The organism is Marinobacterium sediminicola (assembly GCF_022343685.1).
Lineage (GTDB): Bacteria > Pseudomonadota > Gammaproteobacteria > Pseudomonadales > Balneatricaceae > Marinobacterium > Marinobacterium sediminicola.
Genome location: NZ_CP092123.1, coordinates 2,421,001 through 2,442,286, shown reverse-complemented (window position 1 = coordinate 2,442,286; position 21,286 = coordinate 2,421,001). Strand labels below are relative to the sequence as shown.

General features: G+C 54.8%; 17 protein-coding genes. 11 read left to right on the top strand and 6 right to left on the bottom strand.

The window, feature by feature from the left end:
• Positions 1 to 36 precede the first annotated feature (36 nt).
• The 3 genes from LN244_RS11230 to LN244_RS11220 are packed head-to-tail and all read left to right on the top strand — an operon-like array spanning position 37 to position 2,885.
• A complete protein-coding gene (locus tag LN244_RS11230) occupies positions 37 to 1,026 on the top strand; it encodes a TRAP transporter substrate-binding protein (RefSeq protein ID WP_239039877.1) in 990 nt (329 codons plus the stop codon).
• 54 nt (positions 1,027 to 1,080) lie between these two features.
• Positions 1,081 to 1,629, top strand: coding sequence for a TRAP transporter small permease (locus LN244_RS11225; protein WP_239039876.1), 549 nt, complete (start codon positions 1,081 to 1,083; stop codon positions 1,627 to 1,629).
• A complete protein-coding gene (locus LN244_RS11220) occupies positions 1,626 to 2,885 on the top strand; it encodes a TRAP transporter large permease (RefSeq protein ID WP_239039875.1) in 1,260 nt (419 codons plus the stop codon). Before LN244_RS11225 ends, LN244_RS11220 begins: the two co-directional genes overlap by 4 nt.
• A 36-nt stretch (positions 2,886 to 2,921) precedes the next feature.
• On the opposite strand, the gene LN244_RS11215 is transcribed toward LN244_RS11220, so the two are convergent.
• Complete coding sequence (locus LN244_RS11215) at positions 2,922 to 3,932, bottom strand: AraC family transcriptional regulator (RefSeq protein ID WP_239039874.1); 1,011 nt, start codon at positions 3,930 to 3,932, stop codon at positions 2,922 to 2,924.
• Positions 3,933 to 4,145: 213 nt separating this feature from the next.
• On the opposite strand from LN244_RS11215, the gene LN244_RS11210 reads away from it, so the two are divergent.
• From LN244_RS11210 to LN244_RS11190, 5 genes are all read left to right on the top strand, one after another.
• Positions 4,146 to 5,381: a dienelactone hydrolase family protein gene (locus tag LN244_RS11210; protein WP_239039873.1), complete on the top strand. Its 1,236-nt coding sequence runs from the start codon at positions 4,146 to 4,148 to the stop codon at positions 5,379 to 5,381.
• Between the two features lie 15 nt (positions 5,382 to 5,396).
• Positions 5,397 to 6,185, top strand: a complete 789-nt coding sequence (locus LN244_RS11205; protein WP_239039872.1) for an SDR family oxidoreductase — start codon at positions 5,397 to 5,399, stop codon at positions 6,183 to 6,185.
• A 72-nt stretch (positions 6,186 to 6,257) separates the two neighbouring features.
• Positions 6,258 to 7,502 carry a styrene monooxygenase/indole monooxygenase family protein gene (locus LN244_RS11200; protein WP_239039871.1) on the top strand — a complete coding sequence of 415 codons (1,245 nt, stop codon included), beginning with the start codon at positions 6,258 to 6,260 and terminating at the stop codon, positions 7,500 to 7,502.
• A 1-nt stretch (position 7,503) separates the two neighbouring features.
• Positions 7,504 to 8,043 (top strand): flavin reductase family protein, encoded by a 540-nt coding sequence (locus LN244_RS11195; RefSeq protein ID WP_239039870.1) that lies wholly within the window; start codon positions 7,504 to 7,506, stop codon positions 8,041 to 8,043.
• A gap of 66 nt (positions 8,044 to 8,109) precedes the next feature.
• Complete coding sequence (locus LN244_RS11190; RefSeq protein ID WP_239039869.1) at positions 8,110 to 9,009, top strand: SphA family protein; 900 nt, start codon at positions 8,110 to 8,112, stop codon at positions 9,007 to 9,009.
• Between the two features lie 21 nt (positions 9,010 to 9,030).
• Here LN244_RS11190 and LN244_RS11185 read toward each other — a convergent pair whose 3' ends face one another.
• On the bottom strand, positions 9,031 to 11,121 hold the full coding sequence (locus LN244_RS11185; protein WP_239039868.1) for a cytochrome c3 family protein: 2,091 nt from the start codon (positions 11,119 to 11,121) through the stop codon (positions 9,031 to 9,033).
• A 168-nt stretch (positions 11,122 to 11,289) separates the two neighbouring features.
• Between LN244_RS11185 and LN244_RS11180 the strand changes: the two genes are divergently transcribed.
• On the top strand, positions 11,290 to 12,243 hold the full coding sequence (locus LN244_RS11180; RefSeq protein WP_239039867.1) for a helix-turn-helix domain-containing protein: 954 nt from the start codon (positions 11,290 to 11,292) through the stop codon (positions 12,241 to 12,243).
• A 59-nt stretch (positions 12,244 to 12,302) separates the two neighbouring features.
• On the opposite strand, the gene LN244_RS11175 is transcribed toward LN244_RS11180, so the two are convergent.
• Both LN244_RS11175 and LN244_RS11170 read right to left on the bottom strand, forming a co-directional pair.
• A complete protein-coding gene (locus tag LN244_RS11175) occupies positions 12,303 to 13,292 on the bottom strand; it encodes a porin (RefSeq protein WP_239039866.1) in 990 nt (329 codons plus the stop codon).
• 47 nt (positions 13,293 to 13,339) lie between these two features.
• On the bottom strand, positions 13,340 to 15,025 hold the full coding sequence (locus LN244_RS11170; protein WP_239039865.1) for an arylsulfatase: 1,686 nt from the start codon (positions 15,023 to 15,025) through the stop codon (positions 13,340 to 13,342).
• 194 nt (positions 15,026 to 15,219) lie between these two features.
• Between LN244_RS11170 and LN244_RS11165 the strand changes: the two genes are divergently transcribed.
• Both LN244_RS11165 and phbB read left to right on the top strand, forming a co-directional pair.
• Positions 15,220 to 16,590: an MATE family efflux transporter gene (locus tag LN244_RS11165; protein WP_239039864.1), complete on the top strand. Its 1,371-nt coding sequence runs from the start codon at positions 15,220 to 15,222 to the stop codon at positions 16,588 to 16,590.
• 193 nt (positions 16,591 to 16,783) lie between these two features.
• Positions 16,784 to 17,533, top strand: coding sequence for an acetoacetyl-CoA reductase (phbB, locus tag LN244_RS11160; RefSeq protein ID WP_239039863.1), 750 nt, complete (start codon positions 16,784 to 16,786; stop codon positions 17,531 to 17,533).
• Between the two features lie 333 nt (positions 17,534 to 17,866).
• Here the strand turns inward: phbB and LN244_RS11155 are convergent, their stop codons facing one another.
• Positions 17,867 to 19,915 carry a transferrin-binding protein-like solute binding protein gene (locus tag LN244_RS11155; RefSeq protein WP_239039862.1) on the bottom strand — a complete coding sequence of 683 codons (2,049 nt, stop codon included), beginning with the start codon at positions 19,913 to 19,915 and terminating at the stop codon, positions 17,867 to 17,869.
• A gap of 11 nt (positions 19,916 to 19,926) precedes the next feature.
• A complete protein-coding gene (locus LN244_RS11150; protein WP_239039861.1) occupies positions 19,927 to 21,282 on the bottom strand; it encodes a porin family protein in 1,356 nt (451 codons plus the stop codon).
• Positions 21,283 to 21,286 lie beyond the last annotated feature (4 nt).

Here is a 21,286-nt window from a genome sequence, read left to right as displayed (position 1 = left end):
CCTCGTCCGCACAATAAAAACTAATGGAGTTAGTCAATGTCTATCAAAAAGTTTGTGACCCCCGTAATGACCGGTGCGCTTGCGTTGATGATGGCGCTGCCTGCGCAGGCCCGAGATTTTCGCCTTGGCCTGATTACGCCGCCGCCACATAAATGGACCCAGGCAGCCTATGCCTTTGCCGAAGACGTGAAGGAAAAGTCCGGTGGTGAGCACAGCATCTCAGTCTTCCCGGCTCGACAGCTGGGTAATGAGGCGCAAATGGTTCAGCAGTTGCAGACCGGTGCTCTGGATATGGCATTCCTGACCATTGCCGAGGTGTCTAACCGCGTGCCTGATTTCGGCGCACTGTACGCGCCCTATCTGGTGGAAAATATCGATCAGGCAGCGGCTCTGCTGAGATCGGAAGCAGCCGGTGAATTGCTGAATCAGTTGCCCTCTGAAGCCGGTATCGTTGGAATCGGCTATGGTATGGCGGGCATGCGCCAGGTGATGAGCCGTGATGCCGCGCAAGGCCCGGAGGATCTGGTTGGCAAGAAACTGCGCATCACCCCGTTCGAGCCGATTCGTGATTTCTACAAGGCGGCCGGTTCTGCACCGACACCGCTGCCGCTGCCGGCCGTATATGATGCTCTGGCCAATGGTCAGATCGATGCCATCGACATGGATTTCGACTCCATTCTGATCTTCAAGTTTTATGATCACGCCGAGAACCTTCTGATCTCCAACCACATGATGTTCCCGATGGTGGGGGTGGTCTCCGGTCGCGTCTGGAAGGACCTGAGCAAGGAAGAGCGTCAATTGCTGCAGACCAGCATGCGCAAGCATCTGGACGGTGTGATCGATCACTTCCAGCAGCAGGAGAAACTGCAGGAGCAGCAGCTCAGAGCGCTGGACAAGGTCGTGATTCAGGAGGTCAGCAAGGACGACTTTGCTGCGGCGATCGCGGAATGGGAAAAGATCTGGTCGGAAAAAGCGAAGTCACTGCCGCGTCTGCGTCAGGCCGCTGCCGAGATCAAAGGCAGCTGAGGCTGATCGAGCGAAGACCCGCGAGCGCCCCCCTCGCGGGTTAAGGACGACACTATGCTGAATACCCTTTCCGACACGATCGTAAAGATCGAAACGGCTTTGGCGGCAATGCTTGCCGCTGCAGTAACCCTGCTGATCCTGTTGAACATCGTCAGCCGTGCGCTGGGAATGGCGATCTACTGGGTGGATGAGCTGGCCATCTACGCAATGGTCTGGACCACTTTTCTGGCGACTTCCGTCGTTTTGAAGAAGCGTCAGGTCGTCGCGGTAACGCTGTTGGTGGACCTCCTGGGCGAACGGACTCGAGCATGGATGCAGTGCTTCTCGGACCTGATGATTCTGGTTTTTTCAGCGGGATTGCTGGTGCTCTGTTGGCGTTGGCTGGACCCTGCGACGCTGGCATCGGTGGATTTTGATATTAAGGCATTTCAAGGAGATACCTTTAATTTCGTTTATTCCGAGAAAACCAATACCCTGGGGATAAAAAAAATATGGCCCTGGCTGATTTTGCCTTTTATTTCCATTTCCCTGTCCTTGCATGCATTAAATAACCTTGGCACGAGTTTGAAAAAGGCTATTTATTTTAAGGGGAAAGCAAAATGACATTTATAGTGTTTTTTCTGCTGCTATTTGCCGCTGTCCCCATTGCGCTTGTTTTGGCCCTGACCGCACTTTGGTACATCGCAACCTCGGGTAATTCGGTGTTGTTCGATTCATATCCCCAGCAGCTGTTCGGAGCAGTCGAAAGCTATGGTTTGCTGGCGATTCCTCTGTTCATGCTGGCAGGGGAGTTGATGAACGAGGGTGGCCTGACCTCCCGGTTGATCAACCTGGCGCGAATCTTCGTTGGCGGCTTCAAAGGCGGGCTGGCCTACATCAACCTGGTGGCGAACATGATGATGGCGGCCATTATGGGATCGGCCGCATCCCAGATTGCCATCATGTCGCGTGCCATGGTGCCGGCGATGGAAAAGGAGGGCTACTCCGGCTCCTATGCAGCGGCAATCACGGCTGCGGGCGGGCTCTTGTCCCCGATCATTCCGCCCTCGATGCTGTTCGTGCTATTCGGTGTGCTGGCGCAGGTGCCGATCGCGGACATGTTCATTGCCGGGATTATCCCGGGCCTGATCATGTCGGCTCTGTTCTTCGTGGTCATTGCCCTGATCGGGCTGGTACAGGAATATCCAAGGGGAGACTGGCCTGATCGTCAGCAGATCAAGTCATGGTTGTGGATGGGAATTCCGGCCGCTTCAATTCCTGTCGTGATCATCGGTGGCATCCTGACCGGTCTGGCGACGCCAACCGAGTCGGCGGCTTTGGCTTCACTGGCGGCGCTGCTGATCGGCAAGTATATCTACAAGGACCTGGACTTTTCCCATATGCCAGAGATCCTCATGCGTACAGCGTTGAACTCGGGCATGGTGATCATGCTGATCTCGGCGGCGGGCGTGTTTGGCTGGGTGGTTGTGTATGAAGAGATCCCACAGGCCGCGGCCAGCTGGATTGCCGATCAGACTTCCGATCCATTCGTCTTCCTGATGATGGTGGTCGCTGTATTGATTCTGGTAGGGATGCTGGTAGACGGGATTGCTGCGTTGATTCTGGTGGTACCGATCCTGCTGCCGATCGCCCAGCAGCAATTTGATATCAGTCCGTATCAGTTTGGCGTCGTGGTGTGTCTAACGCTGGTAATGGGGCTGTTGACGCCGCCGGTTGGCGCCGGGCTGTTCATCGGATCGGCGATGACGGGCATCGGGCCCATGCAGATCTTCCGTTCCCTGTTGCCATTTCTGGCGGCAACCCTGGTTACACTGGTTCTCCTCAGTGCTTTCCCCGAGCTGGTCCTGATGTTGATCTGATGATCGAAGGGTGTCGGCAGGCGCAAGCGCAGGCCCTCAGGCCTGCGCTTTGCGTTTGGTCTCACTGGGCTTTTCGCCGAACAGTTTCTGGTACTCCTGACTGAAGCGCCCCATATGCGTGAAGCCCCAGTGCATGGCGATATCCGTGACCGATTCATGGTTGTCCTGTCGGGACAGGGCTTCATGGATACGTTGCAGACGTACGTTGCGCAGAAATTCCATTGGACTCATGTGTCGAAACTCCCGAAACCCTGCATAGAGTGTGCGCACACTCACATCGGCGATTTCGGCCAGCATGGCGGGGGTCAGCGACTCCTGCGCGTGAGCCTCAATATACTCTTCCACCCGTTTCACATGGCGGGGAGCCAGTGGCCGATAGTCCCCCGACAGTTCCTCTGAATAGTTGTTTACTTGCTGGCTCAGAAGGGTGCTGATCACAAGCTCTTCCAGTTGCCGAGTAATCAGCGGCTGCTGCAGGCATTCGGGCAGGTCCCTTTGCATCTGTGTGATGTATTCCAGCATGTGTATCCAGGCCGGTGAGTCACGCCAGTTGAGGTGACAGTCAAACTGCACCGGTTGTTTCACGCTGTGGCCCAGATAGCGGCTGCAGATTCGCTCCAGTTCGCGGCGGTCAATGCGCAGCATCAGCTGATCACACTGGCTGTCATAATGCATCTTCAGCCGTTGTGTCGGATTCAACACCACTCCCTGATGGCAGCTGGTGATCAGGCTGCAGTCACCACAGCTGATCTCCGCCTGGCCGCTGACCGGCATCTGGATCAGGAAAAAATCCTCCAGACAGTCGGGATCTACTTCAACCGCTGCACCATATTTCAGGCGATGGAATGACACATGCCCCATGGAAAACTGGTGCAGTCTGGAGTCCAGTGAGCTGTTGCGCTGCGTGGGCGTCAGGCGGTGAGGCTTGAAAGCATCCCCGACCTTGCTGTGCACTTCGTCCACGTCACCGGATTTGAATACCCGGGTGTCGGGTTGCTCCAAAAGTGCATTCACCAGTAAAGGCGAAAAACGTTGTTTGGATTGCATTGGCTACTTCCCTTCTTATTTTTATCTTGCCGCATTAAGAGCCGCGGTTGCTCAGGGTCAGTTCATTATAAACAGGGGGAACTAATAGAGTAGATATCTGGATTTATTTTTCTGCACTATCCGGATAGTGGCTGCCGTTATCGGATCGTGCCGGTAAATCGATTTTAAATAGTATGGGCTCCGAGACGTAAAAATAATAACAAGGAGCCACTCATGGGAATCCAGATTCAAATTGATGCAAAAGATGGTTCGGGCACGTTCGGCGGTTATATGGCCGTGCCGGCTTCCGGGGAAGGTCCGGGCCTGGTGCTGCTGCAGGAGATTTTCGGTGTAAATGGCACCATGCGTCAGATCGCCGATTACTACGCCGAGGAAGGTTACGTGGTGCTGGTGCCTGATCTGTTCTGGCGTCAGGAGCCGGGAGTGGAGCTGGGGTACGATGCCGATTCCTGGCAGAAAGCCTTCGGCTTCTATCAGGGTTTTGATCAGGACAAGGGGGTCGAAGATATCGATGCAGCCCTGTCAGCACTGAAAAACCGTGATGAGTGCAATGGCGGGGTCGGTGTGCTGGGCTTCTGTCTGGGTGCACGCATGGCTTACCTGACGGCCTGTCGCTGTGATGTGGATGCAGCGATTGGCTACTACGGCATGGGCATGGAGAGCCACCTGGACGAAGCGGACAATATTCGCGGCCGCCTGGTTCTGCACTTTGCCGAAAATGACGAATACTGCCCGGCGGCAGCGCGCAATGATCTCTATGCGGCGCTGGAATCACGCGACAATGTTGAACTCTATACCTACCCGGGTGTGGATCATGCCTTTGCCCGTCCGGGGTCCGAGCACTACCACAAGCCATCGGCGCTGATGGCACACGAGCGCTCAGTGGCAGTGCTGCGTCGTACGATCGGTCCGCGTTACAACCTCTCTTACCTGTGGGACAAGCACTGCGAGTACGAATTTGATACCCGTAATGTGGATGACACCATGGCTACCATGGTGGCCGAGCCCTACGTGAACCATATTCCGACACTGACAGGCGGTGTGGGGTACAAGGATCTCTATCGCTTCTACAAGCATCATTTCGTTGACGTGAACCCGGACGATACTCGCCTGATTCCGATCTCGCGCACCATTGGCGATACCCAGATCGTGGATGAGCTGCTGTTTTGCTTTACGCATGACCGCGAAATCGACTGGCTTGTCCCGGGCATTGAGCCCACGGGCAAGTATGTCGAGATTCCACTGGTGGCCGTGGTGAAATTCCGCGGTGACAAGTTGTATCACGAACACATCTACTGGGATCAGGCCTCGGTTCTGGTTCAGCTGGGCGTGCTCGACCCTGAAGGCTTGCCGGTTGCTGGCCGTGAAACAGCGGCGAAGCTGCTGGATGAGAGCCTGGCATCCAACAAGTTGATGCCAACCTGGCCAAGCAGTGCCGGCAAGGACTGAAGGGGAGACGATCTCATGAGCGAATTGAGTAACCGCGTTGCCCTGATTACCGGCGGCGCAACCCTGATCGGGGCCGCAGTGGCTGAAGCCTTTGTTCGCAACGGAGCCAGGGTGGCCATTCTTGATATCGATGTCGACGCAGGTGCCCGATTGGCCGACAGGCTGGGGGCCGCAGCCCTGTTTATCGAGACCGACATCACCGATGACGCTCAGTTGACGGCGGCCGTTGAGAAAACGGAGCAGCACTTCGGTGCCTTGCACTACCTGATCAACCTGGCCTGCAGTTACCTCGATGAGGGCGCTGAGTCCTGTCGGGGCGACTGGCTCAAGGCTTTGGATATCAACGTTGTCAGCGCCGTGATGGCGGCTCGGGCCGTGCGGCCGCTGCTGGCACGGCAAGAGGGTGGCGCCATCGTCAATTTCACCAGCATTTCCGCGCAAGCTGCCCAGACCGGACGCTGGATCTATCCCGCAAGCAAAGCCGCTCTCAAGCATCTGACACGCAGCATGGCACTGGACTTTGCCAACGATGGCATTCGGGTTAACTCGGTGTCACCAGGCTGGACCTGGTCTCGCGTGATTGACGAAGTCAGCGGTGGTGATCGCGCCAAGGCTGATCGCGTGGCCGCGCCTTTCCACATGCTGGGGCGTCTGGGTGGGCCGGAAGAGGTCGCTGAAGTGGTGCTGTTCCTGTGCTCGCCACAGGCGAGCTTCGTCACCGGTGCCGATTACGCCGTCGATGGTGGCTACTCGGCTCTGGGGCCGGAGCAGCAGGAGCCTGCCATTCCCAAACTGGCGGAATAAAACATTCGCTGTAACCCAACAGCCGGTCGAGCCCCCACGACCGGCACATAACAATAAGATCGGAGTCTCTCCATGACACGCAAAATCGCAATCGTAGGTGCCGGCCAGTCCGGCCTGCAAACCGGTGTTGGTCTCCTCAAGGCCGGTTATGACGTTACCATTCTGTCCAACCGCACCGGTGATGACATCCGTGCAGGCAAGGTGATGTCCAGCCAGTGCATGTTTGACCAGGCACTGCAGACCGAACGTGATCTGGGCCTTAATTTCTGGGAGCACGACTGTCCGCCCGTCGAAGGAATCGGTGTCACGGTTCCCAATCCGGAACAGCCGGGCGAAAAACTGGTTGATTGGTCGGCCCGACTCGACAACAAGGCGCAGTCGGTGGATCAACGCGTCAAGATGCCGGTCTGGATGGATGAATTCGTTCGCCTGGGCGGCGATCTGAAAATCTGTGATGTGGGTATTGCCGAGCTGGAAGAATTGACCGCAGCCCATGATCTGGTGCTGCTGGCGGCGGGTAAGGGGGAGATCGTGCGCCTGTTCGAACGCGATGACCAGCGCTCACGCTTCGACAAGCCTCAGCGTGCACTGGCACTGACTTACGTGCATGGCATGACACCGAATGAGCCCTATTCACGGGTGGCATTCAACCTGATACCGGGCGTAGGCGAATACTTTGTTTTCCCGGCTCTGACGTTGAGCGGCCCCTGTGAAATCATGGTCTTCGAAGGCATTCCGGGAGGCCCCATGGACTGTTGGGGTGATGTCGCGACGCCGCAGGAACATCTGCAGCGAAGCCTGGAAATCATCCGTACCTATGCGCCCTGGGAAGCCGAACGCTGTCGCAATGTAGAACTGACCGACGAGGGCGGCATTCTGGCAGGTCGGTTCCCGCCAACCGTCCGCAAGCCGGTGGCCACGCTGCCATCAGGCCGCAAGGTGTTCGGCATGGCAGATGCGCTGGTGGTAAACGATCCGATTACCGGTCAGGGCTCCAACAATGGTGCCAAGTGCAGCCGCATTTACCTGAACGAAATCATCGCTCGCGGCGACCAGCCGTTTACCGAAGAATGGATGCAGCAGACCTTCGAAACCTACTGGGCGTATGCGTCTCAGGTGGTCGAGTGGACGAACAGCATGCTGTTGCCGCCGCCGCCTCATATTCTGGAATTGTTGGGTGCTGCACAGCAGTCTCCCTCGCTGGCTTCACGCATTGCCAATGGTTTCGATAATCCGCCGGACTACATGCCCTGGTGGATGGATGATGAAGCCTGTGGTGACGTCATACAAAGTCACTTGCAACAGGGAGCGGCCTGATATGACCAGCGTAAATACTGCCAATGTCGCGGTTGAAAAAGGGAGCACGGCTGCTAGTCTTGCGCCCGCCATTGATCCGCGCGAGCTGCGTGATGCTCTTGGCCTGTTTGCGACCGGTGTCACCGTCGTAACGGCGCCTGGAAACGGAGAGCAACCCGTCGGCATAACGGCCAACTCCTTTTCTTCACTGTCGCTGGAACCGCCGCTGGTACTTTGGAGCCTGGCCATGAGATCGCCAAACCTTGACGCCTTTGAAGAGGGCAAACCCTTTGCGATCAACATTCTTCAACGTGATCAGGAGGCGCTGGCGCTGCAGTTTGCTCGACCGATGGAAGACAAGTTCCATAACGTGGAATACGAGCTCAACAACCGCCAGGTGCCCCTTCTGCAGGGTGCGCAGGCGCAGCTGGAGTGCACGGTTGAGTTCACCCGCGTGCTGGGTGATCACCTGCTGATCGTCGGTCGAGTCGAGGCCATGCAGACCGAGCCGAGCGAGCCGCTGCTGTTTTATCGCGGCGCTTTCGCCCAGCTGGTGGGTTAAGCCCTTCCTTGGGGAGCAGGGCCGCAGGCCGCTCCCCGATAACAAGAACAAGACAGGATTTCATGCATGATGAATTTATGGAGTAAGCCGAGTCTGACGGTGGCTGTAGCGTTGGCCATGGTACTGCCCTTCGAGGCTCAGGCGACCGAAGGCGGTGGTTCCAACTATCCGATGGGAGCCGAGAACTACCTGATGGGAGCACTGCCGCCGCCTGGGGTGTATCCGCTGATCTATGCCAATCGCTATGCGGCCGACGACCTGATGGATGACTCGGGTGACAGCTTGCCGATCGACTTCCGCTTGCGTGCCAATGTGGTGGCACCGCGTCTGGTATGGGTCACAGACAAGACCATTCTCGGCGGCCAGCTGTTCCACGCTGCCCTGCTGCCGCTGGTGGACCTGGATGTCTCCGTCAATGGCATGGCAGACAGTAATCAGGGCGTCGGTGACCTGGATCTGACCGCCTTTGCGCTGGCGTATCACCACAGTCCCAATTTTCACTCTGTGGTCGGTATGGATATCTTCGTCCCCACAGGCGAGTACGATGCCGGTGAGATGGCCAACATCGGGCGCAACTATTGGGGTATACAGGCCGCGTATGCGGCATCCTGGGTCAATCCCACGGGTTGGAATGCCGACATCAAGGTGATGTACGACTACAACTTCGAAAATGACGATACCGATTACCAGTCAGGGCAGGAGCTGCACTTCGACTACTCTCTTGGCTATGGTGTCAGCCCGAACTGGGTGGCCGGTGTGGGTGGCTACGCTTACGAGCAGACCACGCCTGACAAAGTGAACGGCGTCGACATTGGCAACGAGGGACAGGCTTTTGCTATCGGCCCATCGATCAAGTATGACAACGGTCAGGGCTTCTTCTTCTCATTGAAGTACCAGAAGGAGTTTGCCGTCGAGAACCGTCCGGAAGGTGACGCCTTCTGGATCAAGACCATCATCCCCTTCTGATCGGTCTGGCCGGCCCTGACTTCAGGGCCGGCTTTCTGTGGTCAGGCCAATCTCTCTGATTAATACCTCGACCTGCAGGTTGTCAGGCGCAATCAACTCCAGTCGTGTGGCGATCTTTCGGGCCTTTGCAACCTGGCCCAGCCGCAGTAACGCCAGCGCATACCGATAGTTGAACAGCCAGTTTTCTTCCAACAGATCTGCCGCTTTCTCAAGATCGTCGAGTGCTCTCTCATATCTTTTAACCTGTAAGAGGGTCAGCCCCCGCAGATGCAAAAGGTTTGCGTTGAGGGGCAGGTAGTCCAGGCCGCGCGTCAGTAACACCACCGCTTCGTCGAAACGCTGCTGACTGCGAAGCAACTCCGTCAATAGCATGTAAGCAGGCAGATAGGCATGGTCCATTCGCAGTGCGACCTGAAAATCCTGTTCGGCAGATTCCTGGGCACCGGAAATAAGCCGGTAGCGTCCTCGCAGCGTGCGTCCGGCAGGTCGGTCCGACTGCTGGTCCAGATAAGCCTCGTATTCGACACGAGTACCTGTCTCCCCGCTGGGTAGCGCGTCAACCACCATCAGGGATTCAAATGCTGCCAGTCGTACACTCAGGCTTGGATCTCGCAGTCCTGTGCTGGCTTTATCATGCAAGGCAGAGGCTGGCAGTTTTGCGGCGGCTTTCCAGCCGCTCTCACGCATGAGAGGGTTGGAAGCGCTCAATTGATCCAGAATCAATTCGGGTGTGCTCTCTGCAATGGCTGCGGATTGCTGCTCCAGCAGGCTGGCGCGGTGAAGTGCCGCATTTTCCTGATCCGTGATAAAGCGCAGCATGGCAGGCAAATCTGCCTGCTGTATTTCGAACCAGTGCGAACGTTCTCTATAGTCAGGCCATAGCTCAATGACCTGTTTGATCGACCAGTCTCGGCTTTTGTCAGTATGACAGGCCAGACAAGGGTCGGGACTGCCAGCCCGTTGAGAGGTAATCGGGCTGGGAGTAGTGAAGTTATGTTCTCGTCGCGGGTCTACCTTCATGTAAGTGCGTTCGGGCATATGACAGCCGACGCATGCTGCCCCCGATGAGCCCTGCTGATGATGGTGATGTTGGGGATTGTCAAAATTGGCTGCCGCATGGCACTGGCCACAAAGCTCATTACCTTCAGCCACGGGCTTGCCACTGTGTGGGTTGTGGCAGTTACTGCAAACCACACCTGCGTGATGCATTCTGCTTTGCATGAATGAGCCCAGCACAAACACCTCTTCTCGGACACGGCCATCGGGATAATAGAGGGGGCTTTGCAAACGTGTCAGCCGGTACTGATCATTGATCTGACCTGCGGGAGACTGGTCCAGCCGGGTACGCAAAGCATGACAGCGGCCACAGGTTTCAACCTGTTCTGCCGATGATGTGGGTCCTGTGTGCTCAGGCTTGTGTTCAAGTGTACCGGTGAGCCAGGCACCATTGGCGCTCATATCTGCTCCCGCGGGCATACTTTCGCCATTGTGAGCTGCCTGAGCGTGCCTGGGGGCGTTGTGATGGCAGGCGCTGCAGCTCACGTTGACCTGGTCGAATCGGGACCGGTAGCGGTCTTCATCCGGCATGTAGTGCTTGCCGAATCCCGTACTGTGACAGTCGGCGCACATGCCATTCCAGTTTTGGTAAACCCCTTGCCAATGCAGCGGATCACCGGGTTGCGAGTGATCAGGATCATCCAGGCGAAACCAGCGCTGACCACCGGCATCGCTACTGCGACTGTCCCAGGCGATATTCAGCGCCTGCAGTTTGCCGTCGCCGCTGTCGATCAGATATTGCTGCAGGGGATAAACCCCCAAGGTATAGACCAGGGTCCAGATCCGTGTCTGATCCGCTTCTGTCAGCTTGACCTTGAAGGTACCGGCCTCTTGGTAGAATTCAGCTTTGATGCCTTTACTGACGAAAGGTGTATGGTCAAAGTCGCCCAGAACGTTGTCCTGATTGGCAGGTTGCAGCGAACGTGCGTGCTGGGAGGCTTGCCACTGAACCACTTCACGGGCATGGCACTGGATGCAACTGCTGGTTTCCTGTGCCACCGCTTCCGACAGCAATATCATCAGGAGCAAACTGGCATACGTGATCAAATGATTCATTTCTGGAATCCCCCTGTCGAAATATTTAACGAAAACAGCACATCAACCAGCCCTGCATGATTGTGGTGGAACTCCAAGATGCCGAAATTGCTGGTTTCGGAAAAAACAGAAATCCGGGTATGATCTTTGCTTAACAACAAGAACAAAAACAACAATTGCTGCGTACTCATGAACTGCGTATTGCCCTTTTCCTATAACATCTGTCTGGAGTCAGAAGATTTCGATGAAGCCCAGGCATTCTTGAACTCGCGTATTGATGAACGAGAGGTCACTCCGCTCACGGCACAAGGTGGCGGGACCAATCGAATTACCCTGCAACCCCTGCAACAAACACTTCTTTTCGGGGCTCATTGGGGAGAGCGGGTGCATATCCGTTCCGGTGCACTCAGTACTTGCCATTTGGTTTTCCCGCTATATCGTTCCATTGAGGTTCGCAATCTCAATCGCGTACTGGGCCCCAATGAGATGTTGTTGATGATGCCCGGATCCGAAGCGGATCTGATTTGGGATTCCGGCACTTCAGCCATCGTTATTTCATTTGACAGCGCGACGGTGCATACCTGGTCCAGTCTTGAGGGGGAAAGTCTGGTGTCCGGCGTGTTGCGGATTCTGCGGCCTGACAGTCTACAGGTCCGTTCCATGTACAGTTTGCTGCAGTGCGTGGCCAGCCAGCACCAGATTCACGAGGGCAGCATCCTGCCGGTGATGCAGCAACACTGGGAGTCATTGTTGATTGAGTCATTGGCCGATCAACTGACAGATCCCGCGCCTGCTCATATTGACATTCTGCCGTTGCACTTGCGTCACACCGTGGACTGGTTGAAAGCCCATATCGCGCAGCCTGTGAGTGTGTCCGATCTGGTAAAGGTCGCCGGTTGCAGTCGGCGTTCACTGGAAATCGGTTTTCAACAGTTTCTCGGCTGTTCACCGGCGCGATATGTGTTGCTGCAGAAACTGGAGTTGGCGCATCAACGTCTGCAGCAGTCACAGGGAACGGTCAGCGAGGTAGCTGATCAGTGCGGCTTTAACCATCTCAGTCATTTCACCCGTCTGTACAAGGATCATTTCGGCGAAACGCCGTCCCAAACATTGAAACAGCGTACGCTGGTTCCCCGGGGGTAACGGGGGCAGACACCGGCCGGGGAAGGGGAACCCAGCCAATGCCCATCCCATAACTATCCTCAGAAGCGCAGGTTTACGCCCAGCGCATAGTTGCTATCCGCTTGGTCATATTGACCGGTTTCCGCCCAGACCTTTACCTGGTCATCCAGTTGCTTTTCGAATTTCAGCATGTAAACCGACTCATCGGCAGCGTCATATTCGTGGTCTTTTTCCTTATAACCCACAGCCATGCCGAAGCCTTTGCCCAAATTAATGTTTGCTGAAATTCCAAAGGAGTCAGACTCGGCGCTGCCATCAGGAGCCAGGGGGTAGGGTTGATTATCACTGTGTTCCCAGACAGCTCCCAGCTGGATATTGCCGAAGTCGTAACCGGCGCTCAGGGCGGTCAGCAAGAGATCATCCTGAGTGAAGGCGGGCAACTGTTCCGACTGGATCAGGGTGGTTCCGGCGCCCAGGTGTAGTTTGCCGTCGTTATATACCACACGAATGGAAGCCGCATCCGCGTCTTCGTCGTTATCCTCCTGCAGGGTAATGGCCGCCATTACCAGACGGGTATTGGCAACGGCAGGTGATGCCCAGGCGAAGGTGCCGGACGTGCGATCCGGCTGAACGAATATACCGTCTGCATTCAGTGCCGCATGTGGCTCGTTGTACTCGTAGTGGTTTATCGGCCCGTAGAGCTGAGCCCACTGCCCGGATGTGCCTCGTGCCGCGAGTACGAAGGTGCCGTATTGTGTCGGCAGCCTCATGACGGCCTCCTTGACGTGGATGTCATCCTCGCCATCCTTGCCGGGATCACCACTGTCAGCACGGTTGGCTGCAGAAGCGAGATCCACTTCCAGCTGATAGAGCAGGTTGAGGTCCTGAACCTGGGCCTTGCCTTTGAGGCCCAGCTCGATTTCAAACGCCTCGGCTTCCAGGTCCTGGTTGTCGATTTTCAGTGCACCGGCACTGATAAAACCGTAAATTTCCGGTTTGCTGAATTCAGCTGCGTGGCTGCTGACCATCGGCAAGGTGGCCAGGGTGATGGCAAAAACCATTTTCTTCATTGCGAACATCGTCTCGTTATCTCCGACAAAGCCTGATGATGGGTGGCTTACTCGACACAGCGGCCAAAGACACAGGTGGTAAAGCTGTAACCGATCTTCTTCATTTTCTCCGGGTCGGAGGGGAAAACGCCGTTGTCACGGACATAGGCTTCCCAGTCGGTGAGCAGTTCTGCCAGCTTCTCCGGTTCCTGCCAGGCGAGGTTGTGACGTTCTGTCGGGTCATTTTTCAGATTGAACAGCTGCCATTCGCCATCACCGTAAGGGGGCTCCAGCAGGCGGATTTTCCAGTCGCCCTTGCGCACCGCGGACCGGCCGAACAGCTCCCAGCCAATCGCACGCTCTTCTGCCTGGTCGCCTTTCAGCAACGGCAGCATGGAGCGACCCTGTATCGGCAGAACCTCGCGTCCGTTGTAAGGGCTGCTGACATCCTTGATACCCGCCAGCTCCAGAAAAGTGGGCATAACGTCCTTGACGTGGATAAAGGACTGGTTGATCTGTCCAGCCGGTTGTTCACCGGGCAGGCGTACAATAGCCGGAGTCACCAGACCACCTTGAGAGGGGAATCCCTTGAACAGCGGGAAAGGTGTCGCACTGACCTGACCCCATTGAGCTCCGTACCAGACATAGGAATTGGGGCGTCCCAGGTTCTCAAAGCTGTTATCGTATTCGCTGGCGAACCAGGCCTTGTTGCCGGGAAGTACCTCGGGACTGTTGCCGTCGGCACCGTTATCGGACATGAACATGATCACGGTGTTGTCCAGTTCGCCTTTTGTATCGAGCCAGTCGATCAGGCGGCCGATGTTGTGATCCATGTTGTCGACCATGGCGGCGTAGATTTCCATCCGGCGAGCTTCAAACCTGCGCTGCTCGTCGGTCAGCTCTTCCCAGCGAGGCAGCTGTGTCAGCGGAGTGTGGGCTGTGACCGAAGCATCGATAATACCCATCGCCTGCATCCGCTTCAGTCGAGCCTGACGTACCTGCTCGTACCCCTGCTCGTACTTGCCTTCGTATTTCTTCAGATAGGCCTCAGGTGCCTGCAGTGGCCAATGTGGAGCGGTATAGGCGACATAGGCGAAGAAAGGCTTGTTTTCATCCAGATCTTCATCGATGTACTGCATCATCAGGTCGGTATAGTAGTCAGTCGAGAAGAAGCCTTTGGGCAGCTCCACGCTCTTGCCGTTATCGCGGTAAATCGCTTTGGGGTCCTTGCCGATGATGGCGCGTTGATCGTCAAAATGGCTGGCGCCACCCTGAATCAGCGCGAAGGACTTGTCGAAGCCTCTGGACGCTGGGCTCTTGTCTTCACTGCGGCCCAGATGCCATTTTCCGACCATATAGGTGTTGTAGCCGTTGTCGCGAAGGACTTCAGGCAAGGTTGCTACAGCCGTGTTCAAGTAGCCTTCGTAGCCGGGTTTGCCTTTCTGTTCGGGCTGCAGCAACTCGGCCATGTTACCCAGTCCGGCCTGGTGGCTGTCAGTGCCGGAGAGCAGCATGGAGCGTGTTGGTGAACAGGTGGGCGCGGTATGGAAGTCGGTTAGCCGGATACCCGAGGACGCCAATTCATCCAGATTCGGGGTCTCGATCTCGCCGCCGAAAGCGCCGATATCCGAGTAGCCCAGATCATCGGCCACAATGAGTAGAATATTCGGTTTCTCGGCAGCTGAAGCCAGAGAGGCGGAGGTTAACAAAGCCGCCGCAGCGGTTTTGCGCAAAATGGAAAGTCTGCTTTTCATGATGAACCCTTGATTATTGTTATGGGAACAGACTGCCGAAGCAGTAGGCGCAGTATGTTCAGGGCATCAGCAGGAGCGTTAACCGGTTTGCGCAAGGGGTTAAACATTTGCGCAACTAATTCCAGATGGCACAGCCGCGCAGGGGGGAAGTTTTCTGTTAAACTCTCGGACCTTTCTCCAACAACAGGAACAGCATGTCCCGGCGGCCCGATCTGCTCAACGCGCCCATTCGCCAGACTCTGGTGCGCATGACGATCCCGATGATGTTCGGCATCGTCAGCCTGATGTTGTTCAACCTGGCCGATATCTGGTTTGTCGCTCAGCTCGGTACTCAGCCGATGGCGGCGCTGGCCTTTACCTTTCCGGTTTCCTTCTCGGTCGTCAGTCTCGCGATAGGCCTGGGGATAGGTACCTCTGCGACCCTGGCACGCCTTATAGGCAGCGGTAATGGCGGTGGTGAAAAGGCGGCGCGATTGGCTACCGACAACTTGTTGCTGACGATACTGCTCATGACGGTAGTCGGCTTTGCCGGCCAGCATTTTGCCGATCCCATCTTTCGTTTGATGGGGGCAGATCCGGAGCTGATGCCCCTGATCGACGCCTATATGGAGGTCTGGTTTGCCGGCTCGGTGTTCCTGGTCATGAATATGGTGTGCAACAGTACTTTCAGGGCTTCGGGCGATACCCGACTGTCTGCGACGGTGATGCTGATCTCTTCATTGCTCAATGTCATTCTCGATCCTTTGCTGATTTTTGGCTGGGGGCCGATTCCGGCCATGGGCATTCGTGGTGCTGCCGTGGCCAGTGTGTTGGCCTGGTCCGCGACGACGTTGCTGGCGCTGCACCTGCTGTATCACCGAAAAGGGATGCTGCTGCTGGAGTTGCCTGATCTAAGGCTGATGCTGGAACACTGGCGCAAGGTGCTGTCGATCAGCCTGCCTGCGGCCCTGTCGAATATGATGACGCCCCTGGCGAACGGTATCCTGACGGCGCTCGTTGCCGTTCATGGTGCAGAAGCGGTTGCCGCTTTCGGAGCCGGTGCACGTATTGAATCGCTTTCGCTGCTGGTCTGTCTGGCACTGTCGATGACCTTGCCGCCCTTTATTAGCCAGAACTATGGGGCGCTCAAGGTCGATCGCGTCAGGGCTGCCTATCGTGGCGCCATTCGTTTTGCACTGCTGTGGCAGCTGGTGATTTTTGCCGTGCTCGTGCTGGCGTCCGGTGTCATTGCCAACCTGTTCAGTGATGACCCTGAAGTGGCGCGCTGGTTGCAGATGTGGGTACTGATTGTCCCGGCGGGCTTTGGCTTTCAGGCGATTACCTTCCTGAGCGCTTCTTCCTTCAATGCCCTGCATCAGCCGATGCGGGCGATGCGAATCAGCCTGTTCCGGCTGTTTCTGATGTATGTACCCCTGGGTTGGCTGGGCAACCATTTCTTTGGTTTGACCGGCATGTTCTCGGCCTTGGTCCTGGCGAATGCAATCACCGCTGTTGTGGCGTCCATTTGGGTCAAGCGCTACCTTAAAACCCTCGAAACCGAACCGGGTGTTTTACCTGCTTCCTGAAAGTCAGGGTATCTCCTGATGTACCAAGGTCATACTTCTGACATAGTTTAATTGGACTATGATCAGTACAGTTATGCGTTAACTGACAATCATAAAACGTCGTACTCAAAGCCTGACGGCCCCCATTCCTGCCAAAGGTCATGATAAGACCAGAGGGATGGAGCAGGCTTCAACATGGAAAGGGAAGCAAAGCATGAGCAAACGAGTAGCATTGGTCACCGGCGGAACCGGTGGTTTGGGGGAAGCAATCTGTCGCAAGCTGGTTGACGCGGGTTTTCATGTTGTCGCCGGTTACAACAGCGGCGGTAATCATGACAAGGCTAAAGCCTGGCAGGAAAAGCAGCGCGAGGCAGGATATGAGATCGATGTAGCCTACGGCGATGTCACTAATGCCGAATCATGTGCTGCATGCATCGCAACCGTGAAGGAACTCACTGGTCGTAACGTGGATGTGCTGGTGAACAACGCGGGCATTACCCGTGACGGTCAGTTCAAGAAAATGAGCTGGGAGCAGTGGAATGAAGTTCTCAGCGCCAACCTGGATTCCATGTTCCACATGACCCGACTGGTGATCAACCCGATGATCGATCAGGGCTTTGGTCGTGTCATCAACATCTCCTCCGTTAACGCGCAGAAAGGTCAGTTTGGCCAGACCAACTACTCCGCGGCCAAGGCCGGTATCCATGGTTTCACCAAGGCTCTGGCACAGGAAGTGGCTGCCAAGGGTGTGACCGTCAATACCGTATCACCGGGCTACGTTATGACGCCGATGGTCGCCAAGATCGATGATTCCGTGCTGGAAAAAATCGCCAAGTCCATCCCGGTAGGTCGCCTGGGCGAACCGGACGAAATCGGCCGTATCGTGACCTTCCTGGCGGAAGACGAATCCGCCTACATCACCGGTGCTGACTTCTCCATCAACGGTGGTCTGCACATGTTCTGATCCCTCTGGGAGTAATGAAAACAGAGGGCTGCCATTGGGCGGCCCTTTTTTAGGTTCTTCGCAGATCAGCTGGAAAGTAAGGAGTGCGGCAGCAAGAAGGGTTAAGGTTGTGTTCGCCAAAACTCGACCCATCATCCAACACCCTCTCCATTCGCCTACAACCGCGTACTTCACAAATGCCAGCCTGTGGTGGCTGAAAGCACTGATTCACGATATCAGCCGACGGCGGGTACGGGAGCGGGATCTGTTCGACTATCGCGTTTGGCTGGATGTGTTTCTACGCCACACATTCAAACCAATTGAAAGGGCTCTCTTGTGAGAGCCCTTTGTTGATTAAAGCGGCGGTGCAAGTTCGGGGGCGATTCTCGTGGCTCGATAAACGCCTTCTACGCCTTCCAATTGGCCACCGGCATCCTTGTGGGTAAATATGAACGCACCCCCGGTTTCCTCCGCGTTAGGGCCGTAGAAATGACCATACAAGGTGCCTTGAGATTCAGGGCCGTCGTCTATATGTAGAGCACCGCCATAGCTACCGGCTTCGTTAATAGCGTAATCAAACGTCAGGGCGCGCATGTTTTTTGTTATGCCACCGGAGTAGGTACGAAAGAGGGACACTATCCCTTGAATTTGATCGCTGTCGAAATTAGCAGTTAATTGAGCTCGGCCACCAATATAACCATCACCGTATGAGCCTCCTGAGTACGCTCCCACTACATCGCCTTTGTAGGTTGCGCTGCCGGTAGCATCGGGCAGATAGCTATCGGGTGTCGGTACTCCAAGAACGATATAACCTATTTCACTGTTGTAATATGGAAATTCGGGGTCATTTCCAGACCAGCGGCCCCACTCAGTATACTGGAATTCTTCAACGCCATAATGCACATTAGTGATATAGGTATTATCAACTTCACGCCAGGCTCCACCACCGGCTGCAACTTGAGCCGCAGGCTGCATGACATCGTTCTGCCGGTTACCACCGGCAGGATCAAGAGTCAAAATGTTGGTGGTTTCTAAATGAGTTGCTTGTCCAATGGTTGCAACATTCGATGCCTCTTCAAAATCGGTACTGGGAGACTCACCTGGAGTAGATTCGCCTGATGACGGTTGCTCGATGAAACCAGTCTTTAATTCTTCATTAAAATTATCATGGGCATTAAGCGTTAGCTGAGTATGATCTTGATATGGTTGTTCTAATATTTTTTGAATAGGAGGATAGCTAGGCTTTACCCACTGGGTAAAGTTAGCCATGCTGTGACCGCTGGCATCATCAATTGTGATCACTTCGCCATAAAGCAACGATCCCATCTTTTGATCGGGATCTATGCCCAGAATTCGCTTTGTCGACACTAAAAAATTGTTGAATTCATCAATTTTTGATTTTTCAGCTTCTGGCAAAATAATCTTAGTTGGCCCAATAGAAACCCATAGGCTTAAATCTTTTGAAAATTCGTTTAAACTTTTTGTGAAGTCATAAGTTGAGTATAGACTCTTCAGATCCGGCGATGACCTGATGTTATCATAAAGAGAATGTATCTCGAATTGTAGCTTAACTATATCCTCAGGGTTTGATGATTTGCTATTTATTTTGGTTTCAAGTTCCTCAATTTTTTCATGGAATAGCAGAAGTGTCGTCAACGGATCTTTTTCGGTACGAAGGTTTGTGATCAATCCTGTATTACTTTTCGGGTATTGTGGCAGTTGTGACAAGGCTTCTGCATTAATGGTCATAGGTGCGCTATTAAATGTGACTGCTGTTTTGCCTGTATAAAAGGATGCATACTGGGCAAGACCTCCACCTAATGAGTGTCCAGTTAGGGTAAAGTCTTTTTTGTAAAGAGCGGCGTTACCCAATAAAACTCTAAGAGTCTTGAATTGATCGTTCTCCGGGCCGCTGGATCTTAGAAGTGCCAAATCAGTTGCGATATCCTCAAATAAACCGTCTTCTTTGAACTTTCCAGCGTTATCTGCGTTGCTGGCGGTTGTACCACCTAATGATACTATAATTTCACCTTTGCTATTTTCATATATTCCGCCATTGAAACCTGAGTCATCTGATGTGTAAAAAATAAGCTGGTAATCTGTTCCTTTTATAGGTGTTTTTATCTGTGATCCAGATGTTTTATATATATGGGATGCCAGTATTGCCTCATCAGAATATTTATTAATTACTTCAGATGGGTTTGATTTCTGTTCTGATATAGAAATCCATCCATCTAGCGAAAGAGCTTGATATGAATCTGGTGTCTGCTGTGAAAATGGATCTTTATAAATTGGAGTCGTACTTCCAGCACCGTAAATTAACTCTTGGCTATTAGATGTTTCTGAAATACTCAAGCATATCGCAAGAGTTATAAAGTTTTTTTTGTGTGTTGAGAAATACATGTTTAATGCCCTCAAAACTTCTTGATGATTCTGGTATTTAGTATCTGCCGATCATATTCATACAGCTCGATGGTGGAGCGCTGGTCGGTGTGATTCAAACCAATATCAAGACGTGCATTCCACTGTGGCAGGGCACGATATAAAGAGGCCGACAGCTGCGTTTTTCGGTCGACGCGCTCAGTCCCCGACATGGGTTGAATGCCGTCATAGGCAATTCGCGAGTAGTCGGCCGACAGGCTGGTGCTCCACACGCTGTCAATGGTGTAGTCAGCAAAGGCGCGTGCTCCAAGGCGCTTGTTGCTGCGCGTGTCGGTTTCGGAGGATTCTCGCCCGATGTAAAGTCCGGCGCCTGCCGCCAGGCTTCTATTCGGCGCATATCGAATACTGGCGTCCAGTCGGGCCTGCGTGCTGTCAGGGTTATTGCTCCGTTTGTAATTCACGTCCTGCCAGGTCAGACGGCCGGAGGCACTCCACTCGCGGTTGATCTGATATCCAACCTGAGGGCTGATGCCGATGGAGGTCTGATAGTAGCTTTCCTCATGCCCCAGCCGAACCACACTGGTAACGGCTGGCAGGTACACATACAGGCGTCCCAGGTTAAAGCCCGGCCCGAACCAGGCGGAGCCAACCAGCGCATCGTAATCATCAAGGTCCGCGTAATCCGTGTAATTGAGGCTGGCACCACCGCGCAGCGATGTCTGCTGGTTCAGGCTGCGGTTGTAACCAACAGTCATCCCCAGGTCGGCAGCCCAGTCGCCGTTGCCCTGGGCCGCGTTGTTGAGCACAAAGGGAAGGTTGCCAATATAAACGGTGTCGGTATCGGGGCCGGCATTGACGTTGGAATCGTAAAACCCTCCGGCGGAAAGGCTGAAGCTCCACACATCAAGCCGCTGCTCGATGGCTGCCAGATATGACTCGATGCGGCGTGATACCGTCTCGGGCGGGTTGCCGGCCAACACTGTTTTCAGCTCGTTTTCCGCCAGTTGATAGCGTCCCAGTGCATACAGTGATTCAGCCATTTCAAGGCGTACGCGTGGGCTGTCCGGCTCCAGTTCAAGCAGTCTTTGAAAGTAATCGATGGCGCGAGGATGGTTGCCGGCGCGCTTTTCGGTCAGGCCCATCAGGAACAGGTCATTGGGTGCATGGGTGCCCTGTTCTATTTTGGCTTCCAGCAACTGCCTTACGGCATCAAAATCACCGGCGTGCAGAGCAGCGGCCGGGCTGGTATATCTGAACTCGTCAAGTTCTCGCGGATCCTGAGCCATGGCCGTTGAAGCGGTGGACATCATCCCGAGCCAGCAAAACAGAGCAGGTAATCCGGGGCGTTTGGTGCTGGCGGGGCACAATACGGAAGAAAGCACGCGCATGATA